General features: G+C 60.7%; 18 protein-coding genes. 12 read left to right on the top strand and 6 right to left on the bottom strand.

Going from position 1 to position 16,541, the window contains the following annotated elements:
* Nucleotides 1-8 precede the first annotated feature (8 nt).
* Together PZA18_RS01665 and PZA18_RS01660 are read left to right on the top strand one after the other, a co-directional pair.
* Nucleotides 9-467, top strand: coding sequence for an acyl-CoA thioesterase (locus PZA18_RS01665; RefSeq protein WP_284099027.1), 459 nt, complete (start codon nucleotides 9-11; stop codon nucleotides 465-467).
* A gap of 9 nt (nucleotides 468-476) precedes the next feature.
* Entirely contained in the window at nucleotides 477-974 is a 498-nt protein-coding gene (locus PZA18_RS01660; protein ID WP_284099026.1) for an NUDIX domain-containing protein, read from the top strand.
* A 245-nt stretch (nucleotides 975-1,219) separates the two neighbouring features.
* Here the strand turns inward: PZA18_RS01660 and PZA18_RS01655 are convergent, their stop codons facing one another.
* Entirely contained in the window at nucleotides 1,220-2,119 is a 900-nt protein-coding gene (locus PZA18_RS01655; RefSeq protein ID WP_284099025.1) for a LysR family transcriptional regulator, read from the bottom strand.
* Nucleotides 2,120-2,246: 127 nt separating this feature from the next.
* Here PZA18_RS01655 and PZA18_RS01650 point away from each other — a divergent pair, with 127 nt between their 5' ends.
* The 3 genes from PZA18_RS01650 (at nucleotide 2,247) to PZA18_RS01640 (ending at nucleotide 4,250) form a co-directional block, all read left to right on the top strand.
* The gene (locus PZA18_RS01650; RefSeq protein WP_284099024.1) at nucleotides 2,247-2,777 is read left to right on the top strand and encodes a hypothetical protein; all 531 of its coding nucleotides are present in this window, start codon (nucleotides 2,247-2,249) and stop codon (nucleotides 2,775-2,777) included.
* A 128-nt stretch (nucleotides 2,778-2,905) separates the two neighbouring features.
* Complete coding sequence (locus PZA18_RS01645; protein WP_284099023.1) at nucleotides 2,906-3,940, top strand: hypothetical protein; 1,035 nt, start codon at nucleotides 2,906-2,908, stop codon at nucleotides 3,938-3,940.
* A gap of 115 nt (nucleotides 3,941-4,055) precedes the next feature.
* On the top strand, nucleotides 4,056-4,250 hold the full coding sequence (locus PZA18_RS01640) for a YqaE/Pmp3 family membrane protein (RefSeq protein WP_284099022.1): 195 nt from the start codon (nucleotides 4,056-4,058) through the stop codon (nucleotides 4,248-4,250).
* Between the two features lie 57 nt (nucleotides 4,251-4,307).
* On the opposite strand, the gene PZA18_RS01635 is transcribed toward PZA18_RS01640, so the two are convergent.
* Nucleotides 4,308-4,949, bottom strand: coding sequence for an NAD(P)H-binding protein (locus tag PZA18_RS01635; protein WP_284099021.1), 642 nt, complete (start codon nucleotides 4,947-4,949; stop codon nucleotides 4,308-4,310).
* A 163-nt stretch (nucleotides 4,950-5,112) separates the two neighbouring features.
* On the bottom strand, nucleotides 5,113-5,505 hold the full coding sequence (locus PZA18_RS01630; protein ID WP_308447316.1) for an ArsR/SmtB family transcription factor: 393 nt from the start codon (nucleotides 5,503-5,505) through the stop codon (nucleotides 5,113-5,115).
* A 193-nt stretch (nucleotides 5,506-5,698) separates the two neighbouring features.
* Between PZA18_RS01630 and PZA18_RS01625 the strand changes: the two genes are divergently transcribed.
* The 6 genes from PZA18_RS01625 (at nucleotide 5,699) to PZA18_RS01600 (ending at nucleotide 12,560) form a co-directional block, all read left to right on the top strand.
* Entirely contained in the window at nucleotides 5,699-6,718 is a 1,020-nt protein-coding gene (locus tag PZA18_RS01625) for an efflux RND transporter periplasmic adaptor subunit (protein ID WP_284099020.1), read from the top strand.
* A gap of 10 nt (nucleotides 6,719-6,728) precedes the next feature.
* Entirely contained in the window at nucleotides 6,729-9,959 is a 3,231-nt protein-coding gene (locus tag PZA18_RS01620; RefSeq protein ID WP_284099019.1) for an efflux RND transporter permease subunit, read from the top strand.
* Nucleotides 9,960-9,961: 2 nt separating this feature from the next.
* Complete coding sequence (locus PZA18_RS01615) at nucleotides 9,962-10,156, top strand: YgaP family membrane protein (RefSeq protein WP_284099018.1); 195 nt, start codon at nucleotides 9,962-9,964, stop codon at nucleotides 10,154-10,156.
* Between the two features lie 170 nt (nucleotides 10,157-10,326).
* A complete protein-coding gene (locus PZA18_RS01610; protein ID WP_284099017.1) occupies nucleotides 10,327-11,601 on the top strand; it encodes an NAD(P)/FAD-dependent oxidoreductase in 1,275 nt (424 codons plus the stop codon).
* A 193-nt stretch (nucleotides 11,602-11,794) separates the two neighbouring features.
* Nucleotides 11,795-11,986, top strand: a complete 192-nt coding sequence (locus PZA18_RS01605) for a hypothetical protein (RefSeq protein ID WP_284099016.1) — start codon at nucleotides 11,795-11,797, stop codon at nucleotides 11,984-11,986.
* The gene (locus PZA18_RS01600; protein ID WP_284099015.1) at nucleotides 11,964-12,560 is read left to right on the top strand and encodes a Fic/DOC family protein; all 597 of its coding nucleotides are present in this window, start codon (nucleotides 11,964-11,966) and stop codon (nucleotides 12,558-12,560) included. The genes PZA18_RS01605 and PZA18_RS01600 overlap by 23 nt, the downstream gene beginning before the upstream one ends.
* A gap of 83 nt (nucleotides 12,561-12,643) precedes the next feature.
* Here the strand turns inward: PZA18_RS01600 and PZA18_RS01595 are convergent, their stop codons facing one another.
* The 3 genes from PZA18_RS01595 to PZA18_RS01585 form a co-directional block, all read right to left on the bottom strand.
* Nucleotides 12,644-12,997, bottom strand: a complete 354-nt coding sequence (locus tag PZA18_RS01595; RefSeq protein ID WP_284099014.1) for a hypothetical protein — start codon at nucleotides 12,995-12,997, stop codon at nucleotides 12,644-12,646.
* A 95-nt stretch (nucleotides 12,998-13,092) separates the two neighbouring features.
* Nucleotides 13,093-14,670: an RCC1 domain-containing protein gene (locus tag PZA18_RS01590; protein ID WP_284099013.1), complete on the bottom strand. Its 1,578-nt coding sequence runs from the start codon at nucleotides 14,668-14,670 to the stop codon at nucleotides 13,093-13,095.
* A gap of 159 nt (nucleotides 14,671-14,829) precedes the next feature.
* On the bottom strand, nucleotides 14,830-15,312 hold the full coding sequence (locus tag PZA18_RS01585) for a hypothetical protein (protein ID WP_284099012.1): 483 nt from the start codon (nucleotides 15,310-15,312) through the stop codon (nucleotides 14,830-14,832).
* Nucleotides 15,313-15,837: 525 nt separating this feature from the next.
* Here PZA18_RS01585 and PZA18_RS01580 point away from each other — a divergent pair.
* On the top strand, nucleotides 15,838-16,536 hold the full coding sequence (locus tag PZA18_RS01580; RefSeq protein ID WP_284099011.1) for an aspartate/glutamate racemase family protein: 699 nt from the start codon (nucleotides 15,838-15,840) through the stop codon (nucleotides 16,534-16,536).
* The last annotated feature ends 5 nt before the right edge of the window (nucleotides 16,537-16,541 follow it).

Genomic DNA, 16,541 nt, shown 5'->3' with positions numbered 1-16,541 from the left:
GAAACAGCATGTCCACCCACACCCAATACAAGCAGATCATCACCACCCGCTGGGCTGATGTCGATGCCAACCGCCACCTCAAGCACAGCGCCTACGCCGACTGGGCCACCCACACCCGTGTCGAATGGCTGAACTCACACGGCTTCACCCTGAAGAAGTTCACCGAGCTGCAGATTGCGCCGATCATCTTTGAAGAGACCACCAAGTACTTCAAAGAAATCTATATGAGCGAGCAGATCACCATCGACCTGATGCTGGTTGGCCTCAACCACGACGCTTCACGCTACCACCTGCGCCAGTATTTCCGCCGGGGCGATACGGTCTGCGCGCAATATGAGATCAAGGGTGCCTGGCTTGATGTGGCCAGCCGTCGCATTGCGCCGCCACCGCCCGGTTTGCTTGAAGCCACCACCAATCTGCAACGGGCCGACGACTACGCTGAGATCGTCAGCCAGACCCGGCAATAGGCCACGACCATGCGCTACCACTTCTGTCCCTGTTGTGCCGCCGCGTTGGCCGATACCGATCTGGACGGCCAGACACGGCAAACCTGTTCGCAGCAATGTGGTTATGTGAACTGGAACAACCCCGTACCGGTAGTGGCAGCGCTGGTCCTGCTGCGGGGAGAGGTCATCCTGGTCCGGCAGGCCAACTGGCCCGCCGGCTGGTTTGGCCTGGTGACCGGCTATCTGGAAAAAGCCGAAGAGCCGCGCAATGGCGCAGCGCGTGAAGTCGCCGAGGAGCTGGGCCTGCGCGCCGTGCGGGTGGAGCGCATTGGCGAATATCCTTTTGTCGAGCAGAACCAGCTGATTCTGGCCTATGCCATCGAGTGTGAAGGCGACATCGTGCTGTCGGATGAGTTATCGGAGTACAAGCGGGTGCCAATCAACAAGCTGCAAGCCTGGCCCTTTGGCACCGGCCGCGCAGTGGCCGACTGGTTGCGGCAGCAGGAGACCCGCACCGCCGTAGCCTGAGCCAGGCACGATGACGTTTTGTTTCCGGTCGCGCCGGATCGAGTGGTGGGGCAGGCCAAGGCAGAAAACGTCAACAGAACCTAGCGGCCTGTCGGACTTTCGGGCACGCCGGCGAAAACGCGGGAGAACGAGACCAGTTTTGCTGGTTTTTGAGGCGCATAGTGAGCCTATACAACGAAAAAGCCAGCAAAAATGGGCTGTTCAACCCGCAAATTCCACCCGTGCAACGAAAGTCCGACAGGCTGCTAAGCCCCCTGCGCCCGAAACGTCCGTACATGCTCAACCAGCGCACGCAGCTTGGCCGGCTGGTTGTGTCGGTTCGGAAAGTACAGATAGAAGCCGGCAAAGGACGGTAGATAGTCATCAAGCAGCGAGACCAGCTCACCCCGTTCCAGATAGCGCGCGAAGCAGTCTCTGGCAGCAAAGGTGATGCCCCCACCAGCCAGCGCCAGACGGATCATCAAGGAAAGGTCATTGGTGGTGACGGCGGGCTGTACATCCACACTGAACGGGCGGCCCTGCTCGGCGAATTCCCACCGATACGGCGCATGCGCGGGCGTCACCCGCCAGCCGATGCAGCGATGCCCCACCAGATCTCGCGGATGGACCGGCGAGCCAAACCGTTGCAGATAGGCCGGCGCCGCAACCGTCGCTTCTCGCTGCGGGCCGGATAGTGGCAGGGCAATCATGTCCTGATTGATCACCTCACCCAGCCGTACGCCTGCATCAAAACCGGCTGCCACAATGTCGATCTCTTCGTCGATCACCGTGACATCCAGGGTTATCTGCGGATACGCCTCGATGAAGGTGCTGATCAATGCCCCCGACAGAAAACTTTCTGCAATCGACGTCACCGCAACGCGCAGCAGGCCGCGCGGCGCGCCCTCCTCGCCCGCTTCTTCCAGCGCGCCGCCAATCGCTGCCAAAGGTGCAGCAATCTGGCCACATAGGCGCGCCCCGGCCTCGGTCAGGCTGACGCTGCGGGTGGAGCGATGTAGCAATGCCACGCCCAGCCCATCTTCGAGCTTGCGCAGGCTCTGGCTGACGGCAGACCGGGTCACCCCAAGGCGCTGCGCGGCTTTTTGAAAGCTGCGCGTTTCGGCAACCGCCATAAAGACCGATAGCAGATTCAGATCAGCTTGCATTTTGGTTAGAAATTCTAACGAATGTGTTGACCGGAAGAGTAGTTCTCTAACCAATATAGCGTCAATAAGATGGCAATCCGGCGGCGGCAAGGTGCCGCCATCGCTTATTCAGTCACGGAGCCATTTCATGAAGACCTTACTGCTCGCTGCCTGCCTGTTGCCTGTCTCGGCCACGGTCTGGGCCAAACCCTGCCCCCAGACCGGCAACGAGGCGCCACTGGCTCTCCACAAATCGTGGATTCTGCAGGGCTGGGAGCGCAAACCCGGTGACCCGCCCTTTGTCTTTGCGCAGAAAATGCGGCGCTACTACGACCTGGCATCGCCGCAAGGGGTGTTCTACGACAATTTTGCGCCCGGCCAGACCCAGCTGTTCCACAATGCCGGCCTCTACGGCGCCAACTGGGAGGCGCTTCAGAACAACGCACGATCCATCGCACACGCACTGACTGGTGGACACGACCAGATAGCCGGCAGCAAGGTGGCTTCGACCACTCTGGGGTTTGTCGGCAAACTCCATCGGCAGGATGACGAGATCATCGCCTTCGATGGCCGTTCGCAGCTGGGCTGGGTTTGCCAAAAGGGCCACTGGAAAATCCGCCACGAAATGAACTACGCCTGGCTGGTCAAACCCGAGGCGATTGCGTCTTACCTGAATTGATCCGGCGTTGTTGGCGTCCTACCAACAGTATGTTTGGCACGGCTGTGCGGTAGCGGGCTTGTCTGGCTGACCGGTGCATACTCAGAGGGCAAGCCTGCAGCCCGCAGGCCAAACTCTCAGGAACCGCCATGTACAGCGATGATGATCTCGACTCAGCGGTACAGGCCGGCGTCATGCCGCCAGCCACCGCCAATGCCTTTCGCCAGTTCGTGGCCCGACGCCACGCCACCCATCTGGTCGATGAAGAAAACTTCCGGCTGGTCAGCAGCTTTAACGACTTTTTCGTTGTCATTGCCTGCGGCCTGCTGCTGTCTGCGCTGGCGGGTATCTTCGCCAGCATCGCCCCACTATTGATCGGCCCGGTGATGGCCGCCACCGCCTGGGCGCTGGCCGAGTTCTTCACCCGCAAACGCCGGATGGCGCTGCCCTCCATCATGCTGTTGCTGGCGTTTTGCGGTTCAGTCGCCTTTAGTGCCGGCTATCTGGTCAGCGCCTTCACGGCTGGCCCGATGATGGCCAAGTCCGGTCCGCTGGTGGCCGGCAGCGCCGCCGTCGCCGCAGCGCTGGCTGCCTGGGCACACTGGCAGCGCTTCCAGGTACCGATCACGGTGGCAGCCGGCATGGTCGGTCTGGCCACCCTCGCCTTGCAGATTCTGCTGGCCGTGGCCCCCCACTCGAAGGACTACCTGCTGTTACTGGCACTGGTTCTCGGGGTGCTGACCTTCGCGCTGGCGCTGTACTGGGACATGAGCGACCGCGAGCGCAAGACTCACCGGTCAGACGTCGCCTTCTGGCTGCACCTGCTGGCCGCACCGATGATCGTCCACCCGATCTTCGCCTTGCTGGGCATCAACAGCGATAGCGAACTGGTCGGCCTGTCACAGGCGCTGACCGTGATTGCGCTCTACATCGGCCTGGGCGTGGTCGGACTGGTGGTAGATCGGCGTGCCTTGCTGGTCTCTGCCTTGATTTACGTGCTGTGGGCACTGAACGCCCTGTTCAAACAGTTTGGCGCCGTCAGCCTGAACGTTGCGCTGACTGCACTGGTCATCGGCTCGGCCCTGCTGCTGCTCTCCGCCTTCTGGCATTCGGCACGCGGCCTGCTGGTACGCCAGCTGCCGCTGGAACTGCGCACCCGTCTGCCCGCACAGGAGGCCGCCTGAACGACGACCCGCAACGGTGGCCGGGCACCGCTACGGCCCCCGTTGCCCACCGCAATTGACGTTTCAGGCCGGGCCGGTTAAATAGCCGGCCGGAACTCTCTCAAGGATTCACACCATGCGTCTGCTGCTCGCCCTACTCTTGCCCTGGCTGCAGTTCTTCACGATAGGACGGCCATTTGCCGGGCTGTTCTGCCTGATTCTGCAATGCACACTGATCGGCTGGGTGCCCGCCGCCATCTGGTCGGTGTATGCACTGAGCCAATACAAAACCGACAAGAAAATCGAGGCCGCATTGTCGCAACGACACTGACACCGGCCCACACCGCTCGCCGACGCTTACCCGCGATCTTCGTAGGTAAGCCCCCGGTCAGCGCATGGCCCCGGAGCGTAAAACCGTTTTGCCGCTCGCCGTCGGCACGGTCTGCAACAGCGCCTTGGCAACCGCCTGAGCTTCGATCGGCTTGTAATCGGCGGGAATCAAAAAGCCGAGCGCTTTGCCCAGCCGGTAGCCCAAAGTCTCGCCCGGCCGGACCGGTTGCCCCAGCGCTTCTCTATCGCCCACCAGCAAGGATGGGCGGGCAATCACCAGACCTTCAAACGCCATCTGGCTCAAGGCGTCTTCCAGCTCGCCTTTTACGCGACTATAAAAGACCTTCGAGCTCGCATCGGCCCCCATGGCACTCACCAGCCCTACCCGTTTGGCGCCTGCCACCTGTGCCGCCCTGGCCACTGCCAGGTTCGCGTCGAAATCCACGGCACGGAAGGCGGGTTGGCTGCCAGCAACCTTGATGGTTGTCCCCAAGGCCAGATAAACCTCGTCAGCTTTTGGCAAAGCCGGCAGGTCTGCAAATTCAACACTATGCGCCTGCAGCTTGGGATGCTGCATGGCCGGCGCCCGGCGCCCCAGGCTATGCACGGTGGCCACCGTGTCATCTGCCAGCAGGCCTGCCAGAATCTCTCTTCCTACCAGACCGGTCGCCCCGGCCACGATGACGGTTCGTTTTGTCATGTAATTTGGATGTCCTTTTGCCAAGTCAGTGATTGAAGTTCTGGCGTCTTGCCCGGCTTACCGCAAGGGATGAGGTCGCTGCGCTTGAGGATGGCTATCGCCTGCGAAGCGGCCGGCGCTCACTCACGCCCCTCCGCACGCCCGAAGGCTCGACCAGCCAGGCTCATTCAACCGCCGGGACACCCCCCAGCTGCTGCCTGACGACCGCCATCTGCTCGTACTGGCGGGCAATATTGCCGCAGACCAGATCACACAGCGCATAAATCGCCGGGTCGGTGATCCGGTAGTACACCGCCGTGCCGCGCCCTTCCCGTGTCACCATGCCATGCCGGGCCAGCAAGGCCAGATGGCGTGACACGTTGGCGGTGGACGAGCCACAGATCTCCGTCAACTCCCCGACATTCCGCTCACCCCCACGCAGCGCATTGAGAATGCGCAGCCGATTGGGCTCGGCCAAAGCCTGAAAATATTGCGCCACCTGCTGCAGCGCCTGATCGCTCATTGCTTCCATATCAGGGCATTCCTTCCAGATCCATTCCACTTCGAGACGCAACATACCACCGAATCCCGCCTGCTCCAGGCTCTATTGATATTTGGCACCGCGCCGCGCCCGGTCAAGCTCCGGGCTGGCCCATGCGGCTTTTGGCAAGGCCGCTGACCGACCTCAACATCATTTATTGACTATTTGCGTATATATGCAAATAATAAAACAAGCGCGTCCACGACGCACCCTCTGCCTGGAGTCCATCATGTTGCGAATGTTTACTTTACTGATCCTGCTTGGGCTGGGTCTGCCGGCCACCGCCGCCAAGCTTGCCAGCACCCCGGTCAGGGTCGCTCAGGACAGCCGGCCACTGTTGCTGGATGGCGTTGTAGAGGCCGTTCGCCAGAGCCAGATTTCGGCCCAGGTGGCCGGCAGCATCCTCCGCTTGCCGGTTCGGGCGGGGGATACGGTCAAAGCGGGTCAGTTGCTGGCACAGATCGACGCCCGCAGCGCCAACCAGACCGCCAGCGCCAGCCGGGCACAGACTGAAGCCGCCCGCGCCACGCTGGATATCGCCCGCAAGGAGTTTGAACGCCAGCAACAGCTGTTCCGCCAGCGTTTTATCAGCCAGGCGGCGCTGGATCAGGCCGAAGCCCGGTTCAAGGCGGCACGGGCCGAGGTCGAGGCGCAGACGGCACAGGCCAGTGCCGCCCGCACCCAGAGTGATTATTTCAGTCTGACCGCCCCCTATGCCGGCGTTGTCGCCGACGTCGCCGTCAGCCAGGGCGACATGGCGCAACCCGGCCGCCCTCTGCTGACGCTGTACGACCCAACCGCGCTACGGGTAGCCCTCAGCGTGCCAGAGGCATGGCTGACGCAGCTGGATGCCAGCCAACCGGTGCGGCTTGAATTGCCGGGCTTGCCGGTCGGCCAGAACATCCTGATCAGCCGCCAGATCAGCCAGCTTCCTGCCGCCAACGCCCAGACCCACAGCCGCATCTGGTGGCTGAGCTTGCCGGCCGGCAACAGTGCCCGCCCCGGCCAGTTCGCCCGTGTCTGGCTGCCCACGCGCGCAGAAGGCCGGCAGCGCTATTACCTGCCCAGCCGCAGCATCGTGCAGCGCGCCGAATTGAGTGCCGTCTATGTCATCGACGACAAAGGTCAGCCGCTGCTGCGACAGGTGCGGCCGGGCCGCAGTCTCGGCGACGAAACCGAGATTCTGTCTGGCATCGCAGCCGGTGAGCAGGTCGCACTGGACCCTCTGGCCGCGACAGCAGCCCGCTGAGGACATCGCCATGAACCCGTCTCTCCGCCTTGCGGGCCGTCTCGCCGCCCGTTTCCAGACTGATCGTCTGACTCCGCTGCTGGCGCTGGTCGCCTTGCTGCTGGGCCTGTTTGCCGTGCTGGTCACCCCGCGCGAAGAAGAGCCCCAGATCAACGTGACCATGGCCAATGTGCTGATTCCCTTCCCTGGCGCAGCGGTGAAGGATGTCGAACAGATGGTGGCCACGCCAGCCGAACAGGTACTGAGCCAGATCGCCGATGTCGAGCATGTCATGTCGGTATCGCAGCCCGGCATGGCCATCCTGACCGTGCAGTTCAAGGTGGGTGTGCCGCGCACCGAAGCGCTGGTCCGGCTCTATGACACGCTGCACAGCCATCGTGACTGGCTGCCGGCCGGTCTGGGTGTGGGAGAACCCCTGGTCAAACCCAAGGGTATCGACGATGTGCCCATTCTCAGCCTGACCCTATGGTCACGCGAGCCTGGGCAGGGTGGATTTACCCTCGAACGCATTGCCCATAGTCTCGAAGCCGAATTGAAGCGGGTACGCGGCACGCGAGAGGTCAGCAGCATTGGCGGACCCGGCCGGGCGGTGCAGGTGGAACTCGACCCGACACGCCTGGCGGCGCAAGCGCTGACGGTGGCTGACTTGCGTCAGGCACTGCAGGCTGCCCATCAAGCCGCACCAGCAGGCGAGCTGATCAGCGCCAATCGTAGTATCGCCATTGAGGCCGGCCCCTATCTGCGCGATGCCGATGAGGTCGCCGAGCTGGTAGTGGCAGTGCGCCAGAATCATCCGGTTTTCCTGCGGGATGTGGCCGACGTGCGCGATGGCCCACCCCCGGCCAGCCGGAGCGTATGGATCGGCTTTGGCGGCAGCCAGCGGGGCGAATACCCGGCCGTCACCCTCACCCTCACCAAGCAACCGGGCCAGAATGCAGTGGCAGTGGCCGACGGGGTGCTGCGTCAGGTCGAGCTGTTGCGCAATAGTGTGATTCCGGCCGGGGTCGAAGTCACCATCAGCCGCAATTACGGTGAGACGGCCAATGCCAAAGCACAGAAGCTGATCCAGAAACTGCTGTTCGCCACCGCGTCGGTGGTGGCGCTGGTGTTTGTAACGCTGGGCCGGCGCGAAGCCGCCATTGTCGGCACGGCGGTGATCCTGACCCTGACGGTCACCCTGTTCGCCTCCTGGGCCTGGGGCTTTACCCTGAACCGGGTCTCGCTGTTCGCCCTGATCTTTTCTATCGGCATTCTGGTAGACGATGCCATCGTGGTGGTCGAAAACATCCACCGTCACCAGCAGCTGTTTCCGCAGCGCAGTCTGGTCGACATCATCCCCGGCGCGGTGGATGAAGTGGGCGGACCGACCATCCTCGCCACCTTCACCGTAATTGCCGCGCTGTTGCCGATGGCCTTTGTCAGCGGCCTGATGGGCCCGTATATGAGCCCGATCCCGATCAACGCCAGTATGGGCATGCTGTTATCGCTGGCGATTGCGCTGGTGGTCACCCCATGGCTGGCAAGCTTATGGCTGCATTCACATCCCGCCACCCACCATGACCGCCCGCAGTGGCTGGGTCGCCTGTTCCAGCGTGTTTTCCGGCCGTTTCTGGCTGCCGAAACCGGCGGACGCTCCCGCCGCAAGCTGGGGCTCGCGGTCGCGGCGCTGGTCGGTTTATCGGCCGCCCTGCCCGTCATCGGCTGGGTACAGCTGAAAATGCTGCCCTTCGACAATAAATCGGAATTCCAGCTGGTGGTCGATATGCCGGCCGGTACACCGCTGGAACACACGGCAGCCGTCTTGCGTGAACTGGGCGCCTATCTGGGCACCGTGCCGGAAGTCGCCAACTATCAGGCCTATGCCGGCACCGCCGCCCCGATCAACTTCAATGGCCTGGTCCGCCAGTACTACCTGCGTGCGAGCGGCGAGCTGGGTGAGATGCAGGTCAACCTGCTGCCGCAGCACCAGCGGCACGAGCAAAGCCATGCCATTGCCAGCCGCCTGCGGCCGGCCCTGCAGCAGATCGGCCAGCGTTACGGGGCCAAGGTCAAGGTCGTGGAAGTTCCGCCCGGCCCACCGGTGCAGGCGCCCATCGTGGCGGAAATCTATGGCCCGACCGAAGCCGGTCGCCAGCAGGTGGCCACCGCCGTACAAGCCGCCTTCCGCCAGCAGACTGGGGTGGTGGATGTCGATAGCAGCCAGATTGCCGCCGCGCCACGCAAGTTGCTGCTGGTTGATCGACGCAAGGCGGCGCAGCAGGGCGTCAGCCAGGCTGACATCGTGGCCACGCTGCGCGCCGGCCTCGCCGGGGAGGCCGTGAGCTGGCTGCACGACGCCAGCAAGTATCCCGCCGCCGCCACCTTGCGCTTACCGTCGGCAGATTTGGGCAATCTCGATGTTCTGCTGCAGCTGGGGGTAAAGAACGCCAGCGGCAAAGTGCTGCCCCTGCGTGAGCTGGTCACCTTGAGCGACAGCCAGCGCGAACAGCCGCTCTATCACAAGGACGGCCTGCCCGTGGTGTACGTGGTGGGGGACATGGCCGGCAAGGTCGATAGCCCGCTCTACGGCATGTTCGGCATGCGCGGCGCCATCAGCCGCATCGCCACGCCGGGGGGCCTGCCACTGACCGAATATTTCATCCGCCAGCCGCAGGATAGTTATCGTGAGTTCGCGCTGAAATGGGACGGTGAATGGCAGATCACCTACGAAACCTTCCGCGATATGGGCGCCGCCTATGCCGTGGGCCTGATCCTGATCTATCTGCTGGTGGTGGCGCAGTCCGGCTCGTATCTGACGCCCCTCATCATCATGGCGCCCATCCCGCTGACTCTGGTGGGCGTGATGCCGGGCCATGCGCTGCTGGGCGCCCAGTTCACCGCCACCAGCATGATCGGCATGATCGCCCTGGCCGGCATCATTGTCCGCAACTCCATCCTGCTGGTCGATTTCATCCGGCTGCAGCAGGCTCAGGGTGTGCCGCTGGCCGACGCCGTGGTGCAATCGGCCATCACCCGCGCCCAGCCGATTGCCCTCACCGGTCTGGCCGCCATGCTGGGCGCCCTGTTCATCCTCGATGACCCCATCTTCAACGGCCTCGCCATCTCGCTGATCTTCGGCATTCTGGTTTCGACGCTGCTGACCTTGGTGGTGATTCCGCTGCTGTTCTTCGTGGCCTACCGGCACCCCGCTGCGGCCACCGCCCCCGTTCCGACAGGAACCCCGCAAACAGAAGGAGCTTGAACATGACATCCTGGCAAATCGTCCGCATCTTCGCTGGCCTGATGGTGCTTGCCTCCATCGGCCTCAGCCTGACTGTCAGCCCGTGGTGGCTGGCCCTGACGGCTTTCGTTGGCCTCAACCTGCTGCAAAGCGGCATCAGCCGCTGGTGTCTGCTGGAAAACCTGCTGCGCCGGTTTGGCGTGAAGTCGGGTTGCTGAATCGCCCCACTGTCGGCAGTTGAGCCGAGCCAGCTTGCTACGATGCCCCCGGCGGTGCGCCCTGCACCGCCGCTGCGGCGCCAACTGGCACCGTAGCCCGCCAAACACAACATCAAGCTTGCCATTGCGGGCAGCCGACTTGCCCGTCGTGGCAGACAAGGACATCCGTCATGGCACATATCGTGGTATTGGGCGCCGGAACAGGAGGCATGCCGGCCGCCTACGAATTGCGGGAGACCCTGGACCCGCAGCATCGCATCACCGTCATCAACGCTGTCGATTACTTTCAGTTTGTCCCGTCCAACCCCTGGGTGGCCGTCGGCTGGCGCGAGCGTACCAGCATCACCTTCCCGATCCGGCCCTATCTCGAACGCAAGGGCATTGCCTTTATCGCCCAGGCTGTCCAGACCATCGACGCCTCCGCCAATCGGCTGTATTTGGCCGACGGCACCCCGGTGGATTACGACTACCTCGTCATCACCACCGGCCCGGCGCTGGCATTCGACGAAGTACCGGGCTCCGGGCCGCAGGGCCATACCCAGTCGATCTGCAGCATCGACCACGCCGAGAGCGCCTACCGCGCCTACCAGCAACTGCTGGAAAACCCCGGCCCCGTCATCATCGGCGCCATGCCGGGCGCCTCCTGCTTCGGTCCGGCCTACGAGTTCGCCTTCATCCTCAATAACGACCTGAAAAAGCGCAAGCTACGGCACAAAGTCCCCATCACCTTTGTCACCAGCGAACCGTATATCGGCCATCTGGGGCTGGCCGGCGTGGGTGACTCGAAAACGGTACTCGAAAGCGCCTTGCGCCAGCACGACATCCGCTGGATCACCAATGCCCGCACCGAAAGCGTGGAACCCGGCGTGATGCACGTAGCGGAAGTCGATGACCTGGGCGCCGTGCGCAAGCAACACGCCCTGCCCTTTCACTACAGCATGATGCTGCCAGCCTTTCGCGGCGTCGCGGCGGTAGCGGCCGTCGAAGGGCTCTGCAACCCACGCGGCTTTGTGCTGATTGATGAATTCCAGCGCAGCCGGACCTATCGCAATATTTTTTCGGCCGGCGTCTGCATTGCCATCCCGCCAATTGAGCCCACACCGGTCGCCACCGGCGCACCCAAAACCGGCTACATGATCGAAACCATGGTGGCCGCCATCGTCCGCAATATCGCCGCCGACCTTGCCGGCGAACCCGCCACCGCGCGCGGCAGCTGGAACGCCATCTGTCTGGCCGACATGGGCAACACCGGCGCCGCCTTCGTCGCCCTGCCCCAGATCCCGCCACGCAATGTGAACTGGTTCCGCCAGGGCAAATGGGTACATCTGGCCAAAGTCGCGTTTGAACGCTACTTCATGCACAAGATGAAAGCCGGCACCAGCGAACCGATTTTCGAGAAATATGTGCTGAAGTCGTTGGGGATTGAGAAGTTGGAGCAAAGCTAGCCGGCTCTTGAGGAAGACTAGCGGGCACAGGGGGCGCGCCAGCAAGAGACACGTCGGGTAGGGTCTCGGGTGGGGACACCGCCCCCGCCAACCAGCTAGCCAGAACAGCTGTCAACCATTGAAAAGGGCAATCAAGTTCCCGCCAATGCGCTAAAATTCAGTATTGAAAGTCACTTACTTGGCAGGGTATTCGATGCGAGAAATCACCAGAAGGTCAGCGGCAGAAAAATCGCTGGATAATGTCTTGGCCTCGTTGAAATTTGAAATGCTGCAACCCAGCCCCGAAACGGAAGCAGGCTTGCGCAAATGCCAGGAGGGTGAAGAATCGACTGCCAATCTCCTGGCCAATCTCCAAAAGCACTATGAGCAAGTACGAAGGGGCTGATTGCTATACCTATCCCAACTCGGATGTACTGAAAAACAAGCTGGCCATTCAGGACCAGGCCGAACTGGACATAGCCGAGGCAAACTTCACCGCTATCCGGCTATTTGAACTTACCCGCAATCCCATAGCCGGCAATTACGATCTGACACATTTACAAGCCGTTCATAAGTACATCTTTCAGGATGTCTATGATTGGGCCGGCCAATTTCGAACGGTAGACATTAGCAAAGGCAATTCCCGATTTTGCAGTTGGCAACACATAAACCGTTATCTTGAAAAAGAGCTAAATAATATTGCGAAAGACTCTTTTTTAAAAAATCTCCCGCCTAAAATCTTCATTCACAAACTGGCGCATTATCTCTCGGAAATCAATGCTGCCCACCCATTCAGAGAAGGCAATGGCCGTAGCCAACGCGCATTCTGCTATCAACTGGCTTTCGAGGCAGGGTACTCTATTGAATTTGAATTGGCGACACGCGATGAAATGATAGGGGCAATGATTGCCAGTTTTCATGGTGACCAAGATACCTTGGAAACTCTACTAGACAGGATCACCAGTCAACTGATTCCTTGAAGCCATCACTCCACAAGGCCCACCATCAAGAATCAGATCCTATCTATAAGACAGATGACAAATAGAGATCTGGAAACTCCCATTCAATCAGAGACAAGATCTCTAATTTTTTGGATTATTTCAGCATAGTCAGGTCCTTTAGAACTGATTTTTTTCAACAACCATTTATCACTCTCCTCTCCCGGCGACAAAACCTTTTCAATAAATTGCCCTATATCAGTACCTCTCTTGTATAGGCGAACTAATTCATGCTGGTAACTTGGAAGCTCTCTGGGCACATGAGCAAGTCCAACGCCTTCCAATGCACGACTTATCTCTTGTCTAACATGAGATCCTAATCTTCCTGCCCCATGAATATCCTTCAATTGTTCCATGCTAACCGTTAGCACATTTCCATTTTTTTCAACTTGCTCTTTAATTGCATCCATATCTTGCATCACATCCTCCCACCCCAATTTATATTAGAAATACCAGTGGCTATCTAAGCATAGTATGTAAGAAATAATACAATGCGAATTGTATTCACCCCCCCTCACTGCACCTCAAACTCCCCCATCGACAACCCACCCACCCAATTGGCGGAATTGAGCGGGCTGTTGCCGGTGGCGACGACCGTAGTGAGTAGCCGGTAGCTGCCTTTGGGCAGGGCGGGGAGCGGGAAGGCGCTGATCAGGGTGCCTTCGCGGTCGGTGGTGGCGAGGTTGGACTGATAGGGTACGACGCTGGTGTCGAAGGCCGGGGCGCCGAAGAGTTGGGGCGATTTCATGAACAGCAGCGAGCCATCGGTCAGCTGTACAGCCACGTAGAGGTCAACATTCTTGCCCGCGAGGCTGCTCTGGCTGGCCAAGCCATTGAGCGCCAGCCGCACGTCGAGCATGTCGCCAGCCTTCTTAGTGCGGCTGCCTGCCACCGCCAGGGTGGCACAGCCTTTGGCGCAGAACAGGCCCAGGTCGAGTGTGCCGGTGCCGCCCACACCCACCACAGGTGTCGGACTGGCGCGGTTGGCACTGGCGCCATCGCCCATCTGGCCGGCATCGTTCTTGCCGAAGCCATAGACACTGCCATCGGTCTTGATGGCAAACGACTGAAAGCGGCCGATGCCAATGGCGCCCACTTGGCTCAGCGCGGTAATGGCCACAGCATTGGGCCGGTCTTCAGGCTGGCTGGCGCCATTACCGAGCTGGCCGTGGATATTGCCACCCACACCTTGTATGGCTCCGCTGCTATCGAGCACCAGGGTGTGATATAGCCCGGCCGCCACGGCTGCACTGTTGGTAAAGCCCTGCATCGGCGCAATGGACGGGCGGTATTCGATGGTCTCGGGGGGAATGTAGAGCGCCTTGCCATCGGCCAGCTGGCCATGATTGTTGCGCCCCCAGGCCAGCAGGCTGCCATCGCGGCGGATGACCGCTACATGGCCGAAAGCAGCGGCAATGGCGACACCGTCGCTCACCCCGGCGACCTGCTTCGGCTCGGCGCGCTCGGTGGTGGTGCCATCACCCAACTGGGCGTTGTCGTTGATGCCCCAGCTCCAGACCGTACCATCCGACTTCAAAGCTGTCGCGTAGTAATAACCGGCCGAAATGGCGCTGATGCCGCTCAGGGTCTTGATTTGTACCGGTGTGCTGCGCTGATTTTTGCTGCCATCGCCCAGCTGGCCGTTGCCGTTGTCGCCCCAGCTCCAGACTGTGCCGTCCGCCTTGAGCGCCATCGAGAAGAAATCCCCGGCGCTGACGGCAATCACGCCGCTCAATCCATTTATCTGTTTGGGGGCGCTTCGGCTGGTGGAAGTACCGTCGCCCAGCTGGTTCAATCCGTTATTGCCCCACGCCCAGACCGTGCCATCCGCTTTGACAGCCAGGCTGTGTGACTTTCCGGCTGCGATCGTCACCACATCACTCAGCCCGCTTACCGCAACCGGTGTCAGACGACTGGCGGTGGAACCATCGCCCAGCTGGCCATCGGCATTGCCGCCCCAGGCGTAGACGGTGCCATCACTTTTCAACGCCAGGGTATGTTGCTCGCCGCCTGCGATCTGGGGCTTGGCGGCCCAGGACATCAAAGGCAGGAGCAAGCTCAGGCTGCATGCGAGTTGACGTGGGGTATTCATGATCACCTCTGCCGGCAATTGCCGCTAAACCATTGATAGATCTAGCGTAGCGCATGCCAGGCAGAGTGCAATCCAGTGCGCCGGACGGCGCGTCGGGGCGGGGGATGAACACGCGGCAGGCCACGGCAGCCAAACCGGCTTGCCGTTGCGGGCGACGGTTCAGGCTGTTGCCAGGGCGGGGGAAAGGTTGGTCGGCGCAGGCGTCGGGTTGATCTGGCAGAAGATGTGCCAAGCCGCCTGGGTCGCATCGTTGGCGTAGTGGCCGGGCGTAAGGCGGGAGCGTGTGGTGTCGAGCTGCTGGCTGGCCGCCAGCTTTTCAAATTCGCTGCGCAGGGGGTCGTGCGCTTCGTCATTGGCGCTTTGTGCGTGGACGGTTGCGGCAAACAGGGCTTCAAACCATTGCTGGGCCGACCACTCGTGCTGGTTATCGGCGGGCAACAATAAGCTGGCCAGCTTGAGGGCTGACTGCTTCCAGCCCAGTAGTTTTTCGATCTCACTGGCGGCCAGATCGAAACGTCGTGCATCCACCAGCGCTTGCTGCCCTTCGATGCTATCGCCGTGGCTGGCAGCCTGTTGCAGCTTGATCGCCTGCCAGTCTCGTGGCGTGCAGTGCGGGTTGAGGTGGTATCGGTGGAATTTCATGAATATCTTCTGTAACAGATTCTTTTACGAACAACTTGGAGCCATCACTTTTTGATCAGAAAGTACTTCTAATTTGCTGCATTGCATAACAAACCAAGATACTCGCCCAGGCACTCCCCGGCCAGGCAGACTAGCTCCCTTGCGGAGGAAGCCAAATATACCATATGCATAAATCAAATAAGCATTGACTGATAGTCATGAAATATTACCATGATTTTTCAGCATTTAGGCCTATAAACCCACCTGTGGATATGTTTTGTAACACAATCGCCACACCCAACCGCCTGTAGGGGATTCCCTACACCAACACCAAGCCGACACCTCAGCAAACACTGTGTTGAGGATTCAAGCCATTTTGCTTATCGCTCGGCGCTTTGCTTATTTGGTTAAATTGAATATGTGGACCGACAAGCATTCTGGCTCGGCCGGAAACCCGGGCTTGCCAGCGCAGTGTGTCGCGCGCAACTTTTCCGGCAAGAGGCCAGTCCTACCGCCTCGACGATGACAAGGAAAGGGGCAAACACGATGGAAACCATGGGCCTTTTAGGGGGTATGAGCTGGGAATCAACGGCCGGCTATTACCGGCTAATCAACCAAGCCATTCGCCAGCGCTTGGGCGGACTGCATTCAGCCAAGCTCGTCATGCATAGCGTGGATTTTCACGAGATTGAGCAGCTGCAGGCTAAAGGAGACTGGGACGAAGCCGGACGACAGCTCGCCCTGGCAGCGCGCTCGGTCGAAGCCGCCGGAGCCGACTTCATCATCTTGTGTACCAACACCATGCACAAAGTGGCACCCGCGATTGAGGCTGCCGTGTCGATCCCGCTCCTGCACATCGTCGAACCCACAGCGGCCGCCATTCGCGAGGCAGGGATCAAAAAAGTCGGCTTGCTGGGCACCCGCTTTACCATGGAGCAGCCGTTCTACAAGGGTCGGCTCAGCGAGCGCCACGGCATTGAGGTGCTGACGCCGGACGACGCCGATCGCGAAGTCGTTCACCGCATCATTTATCAGGAGCTGTGTCTTGGTCAGGTAAAAGACGATTCTCGCGAAGCGTATCGGCGCATTATCAAGCAGCTGGTGGCAGACGGTGCGGAGGGCATCATTTTCGGCTGTACCGAGATTTCGATGCTGGTTGGTGCGGCCGATTCACCCGTGCCAACCTTCGATACCACCGAGCTGCACGCGCTGGCCGCAGCCGACGCTGCCATCCGCTATCGGTGATTGCG

Source organism: Parachitinimonas caeni (assembly GCF_030129945.1).
GTDB classification, from domain to species: domain Bacteria; phylum Pseudomonadota; class Gammaproteobacteria; order Burkholderiales; family Chitinimonadaceae; genus Parachitinimonas; species Parachitinimonas caeni.
The sequence above is the reverse complement of the archived record's forward strand: the minus strand, read 5'-3'. Positions and strand labels throughout refer to the sequence as shown.

Bases quoted from the DNA above. Each gene is read 5' to 3' on its own strand.
- PZA18_RS01595 (WP_284099014.1), bottom strand. From the start codon at position 12,997: ATGCAAGATATGGATGCAATTAAAGAGCAAGTTGAAAAAAATGGAAAT.
- PZA18_RS01605 (WP_284099016.1), top strand. From the start codon at position 11,795: ATGCGAGAAATCACCAGAAGGTCAGCGGCAGAAAAATCGCTGGATAAT.
- PZA18_RS01615 (WP_284099018.1), top strand. From the start codon at position 9,962: ATGACATCCTGGCAAATCGTCCGCATCTTCGCTGGCCTGATGGTGCTT.
- PZA18_RS01610 (WP_284099017.1), top strand. From the start codon at position 10,327: ATGGCACATATCGTGGTATTGGGCGCCGGAACAGGAGGCATGCCGGCC.
- PZA18_RS01590 (WP_284099013.1), bottom strand. From the start codon at position 14,670: ATGAATACCCCACGTCAACTCGCATGCAGCCTGAGCTTGCTCCTGCCT.
- PZA18_RS01665 (WP_284099027.1), top strand. From the start codon at position 9: ATGTCCACCCACACCCAATACAAGCAGATCATCACCACCCGCTGGGCT.
- PZA18_RS01655 (WP_284099025.1), bottom strand. From the start codon at position 2,119: ATGCAAGCTGATCTGAATCTGCTATCGGTCTTTATGGCGGTTGCCGAA.
- PZA18_RS01625 (WP_284099020.1), top strand. From the start codon at position 5,699: ATGTTGCGAATGTTTACTTTACTGATCCTGCTTGGGCTGGGTCTGCCG.
- PZA18_RS01585 (WP_284099012.1), bottom strand. From the start codon at position 15,312: ATGAAATTCCACCGATACCACCTCAACCCGCACTGCACGCCACGAGAC.
- PZA18_RS01635 (WP_284099021.1), bottom strand. From the start codon at position 4,949: ATGACAAAACGAACCGTCATCGTGGCCGGGGCGACCGGTCTGGTAGGA.
- PZA18_RS01645 (WP_284099023.1), top strand. From the start codon at position 2,906: ATGTACAGCGATGATGATCTCGACTCAGCGGTACAGGCCGGCGTCATG.
- PZA18_RS01580 (WP_284099011.1), top strand. From the start codon at position 15,838: ATGGAAACCATGGGCCTTTTAGGGGGTATGAGCTGGGAATCAACGGCC.
- PZA18_RS01660 (WP_284099026.1), top strand. From the start codon at position 477: ATGCGCTACCACTTCTGTCCCTGTTGTGCCGCCGCGTTGGCCGATACC.
- PZA18_RS01640 (WP_284099022.1), top strand. From the start codon at position 4,056: ATGCGTCTGCTGCTCGCCCTACTCTTGCCCTGGCTGCAGTTCTTCACG.
- PZA18_RS01620 (WP_284099019.1), top strand. From the start codon at position 6,729: ATGAACCCGTCTCTCCGCCTTGCGGGCCGTCTCGCCGCCCGTTTCCAG.
- PZA18_RS01630 (WP_308447316.1), bottom strand. From the start codon at position 5,505: ATGTTGCGTCTCGAAGTGGAATGGATCTGGAAGGAATGCCCTGATATG.
- PZA18_RS01600 (WP_284099015.1), top strand. From the start codon at position 11,964: ATGAGCAAGTACGAAGGGGCTGATTGCTATACCTATCCCAACTCGGAT.
- PZA18_RS01650 (WP_284099024.1), top strand. From the start codon at position 2,247: ATGAAGACCTTACTGCTCGCTGCCTGCCTGTTGCCTGTCTCGGCCACG.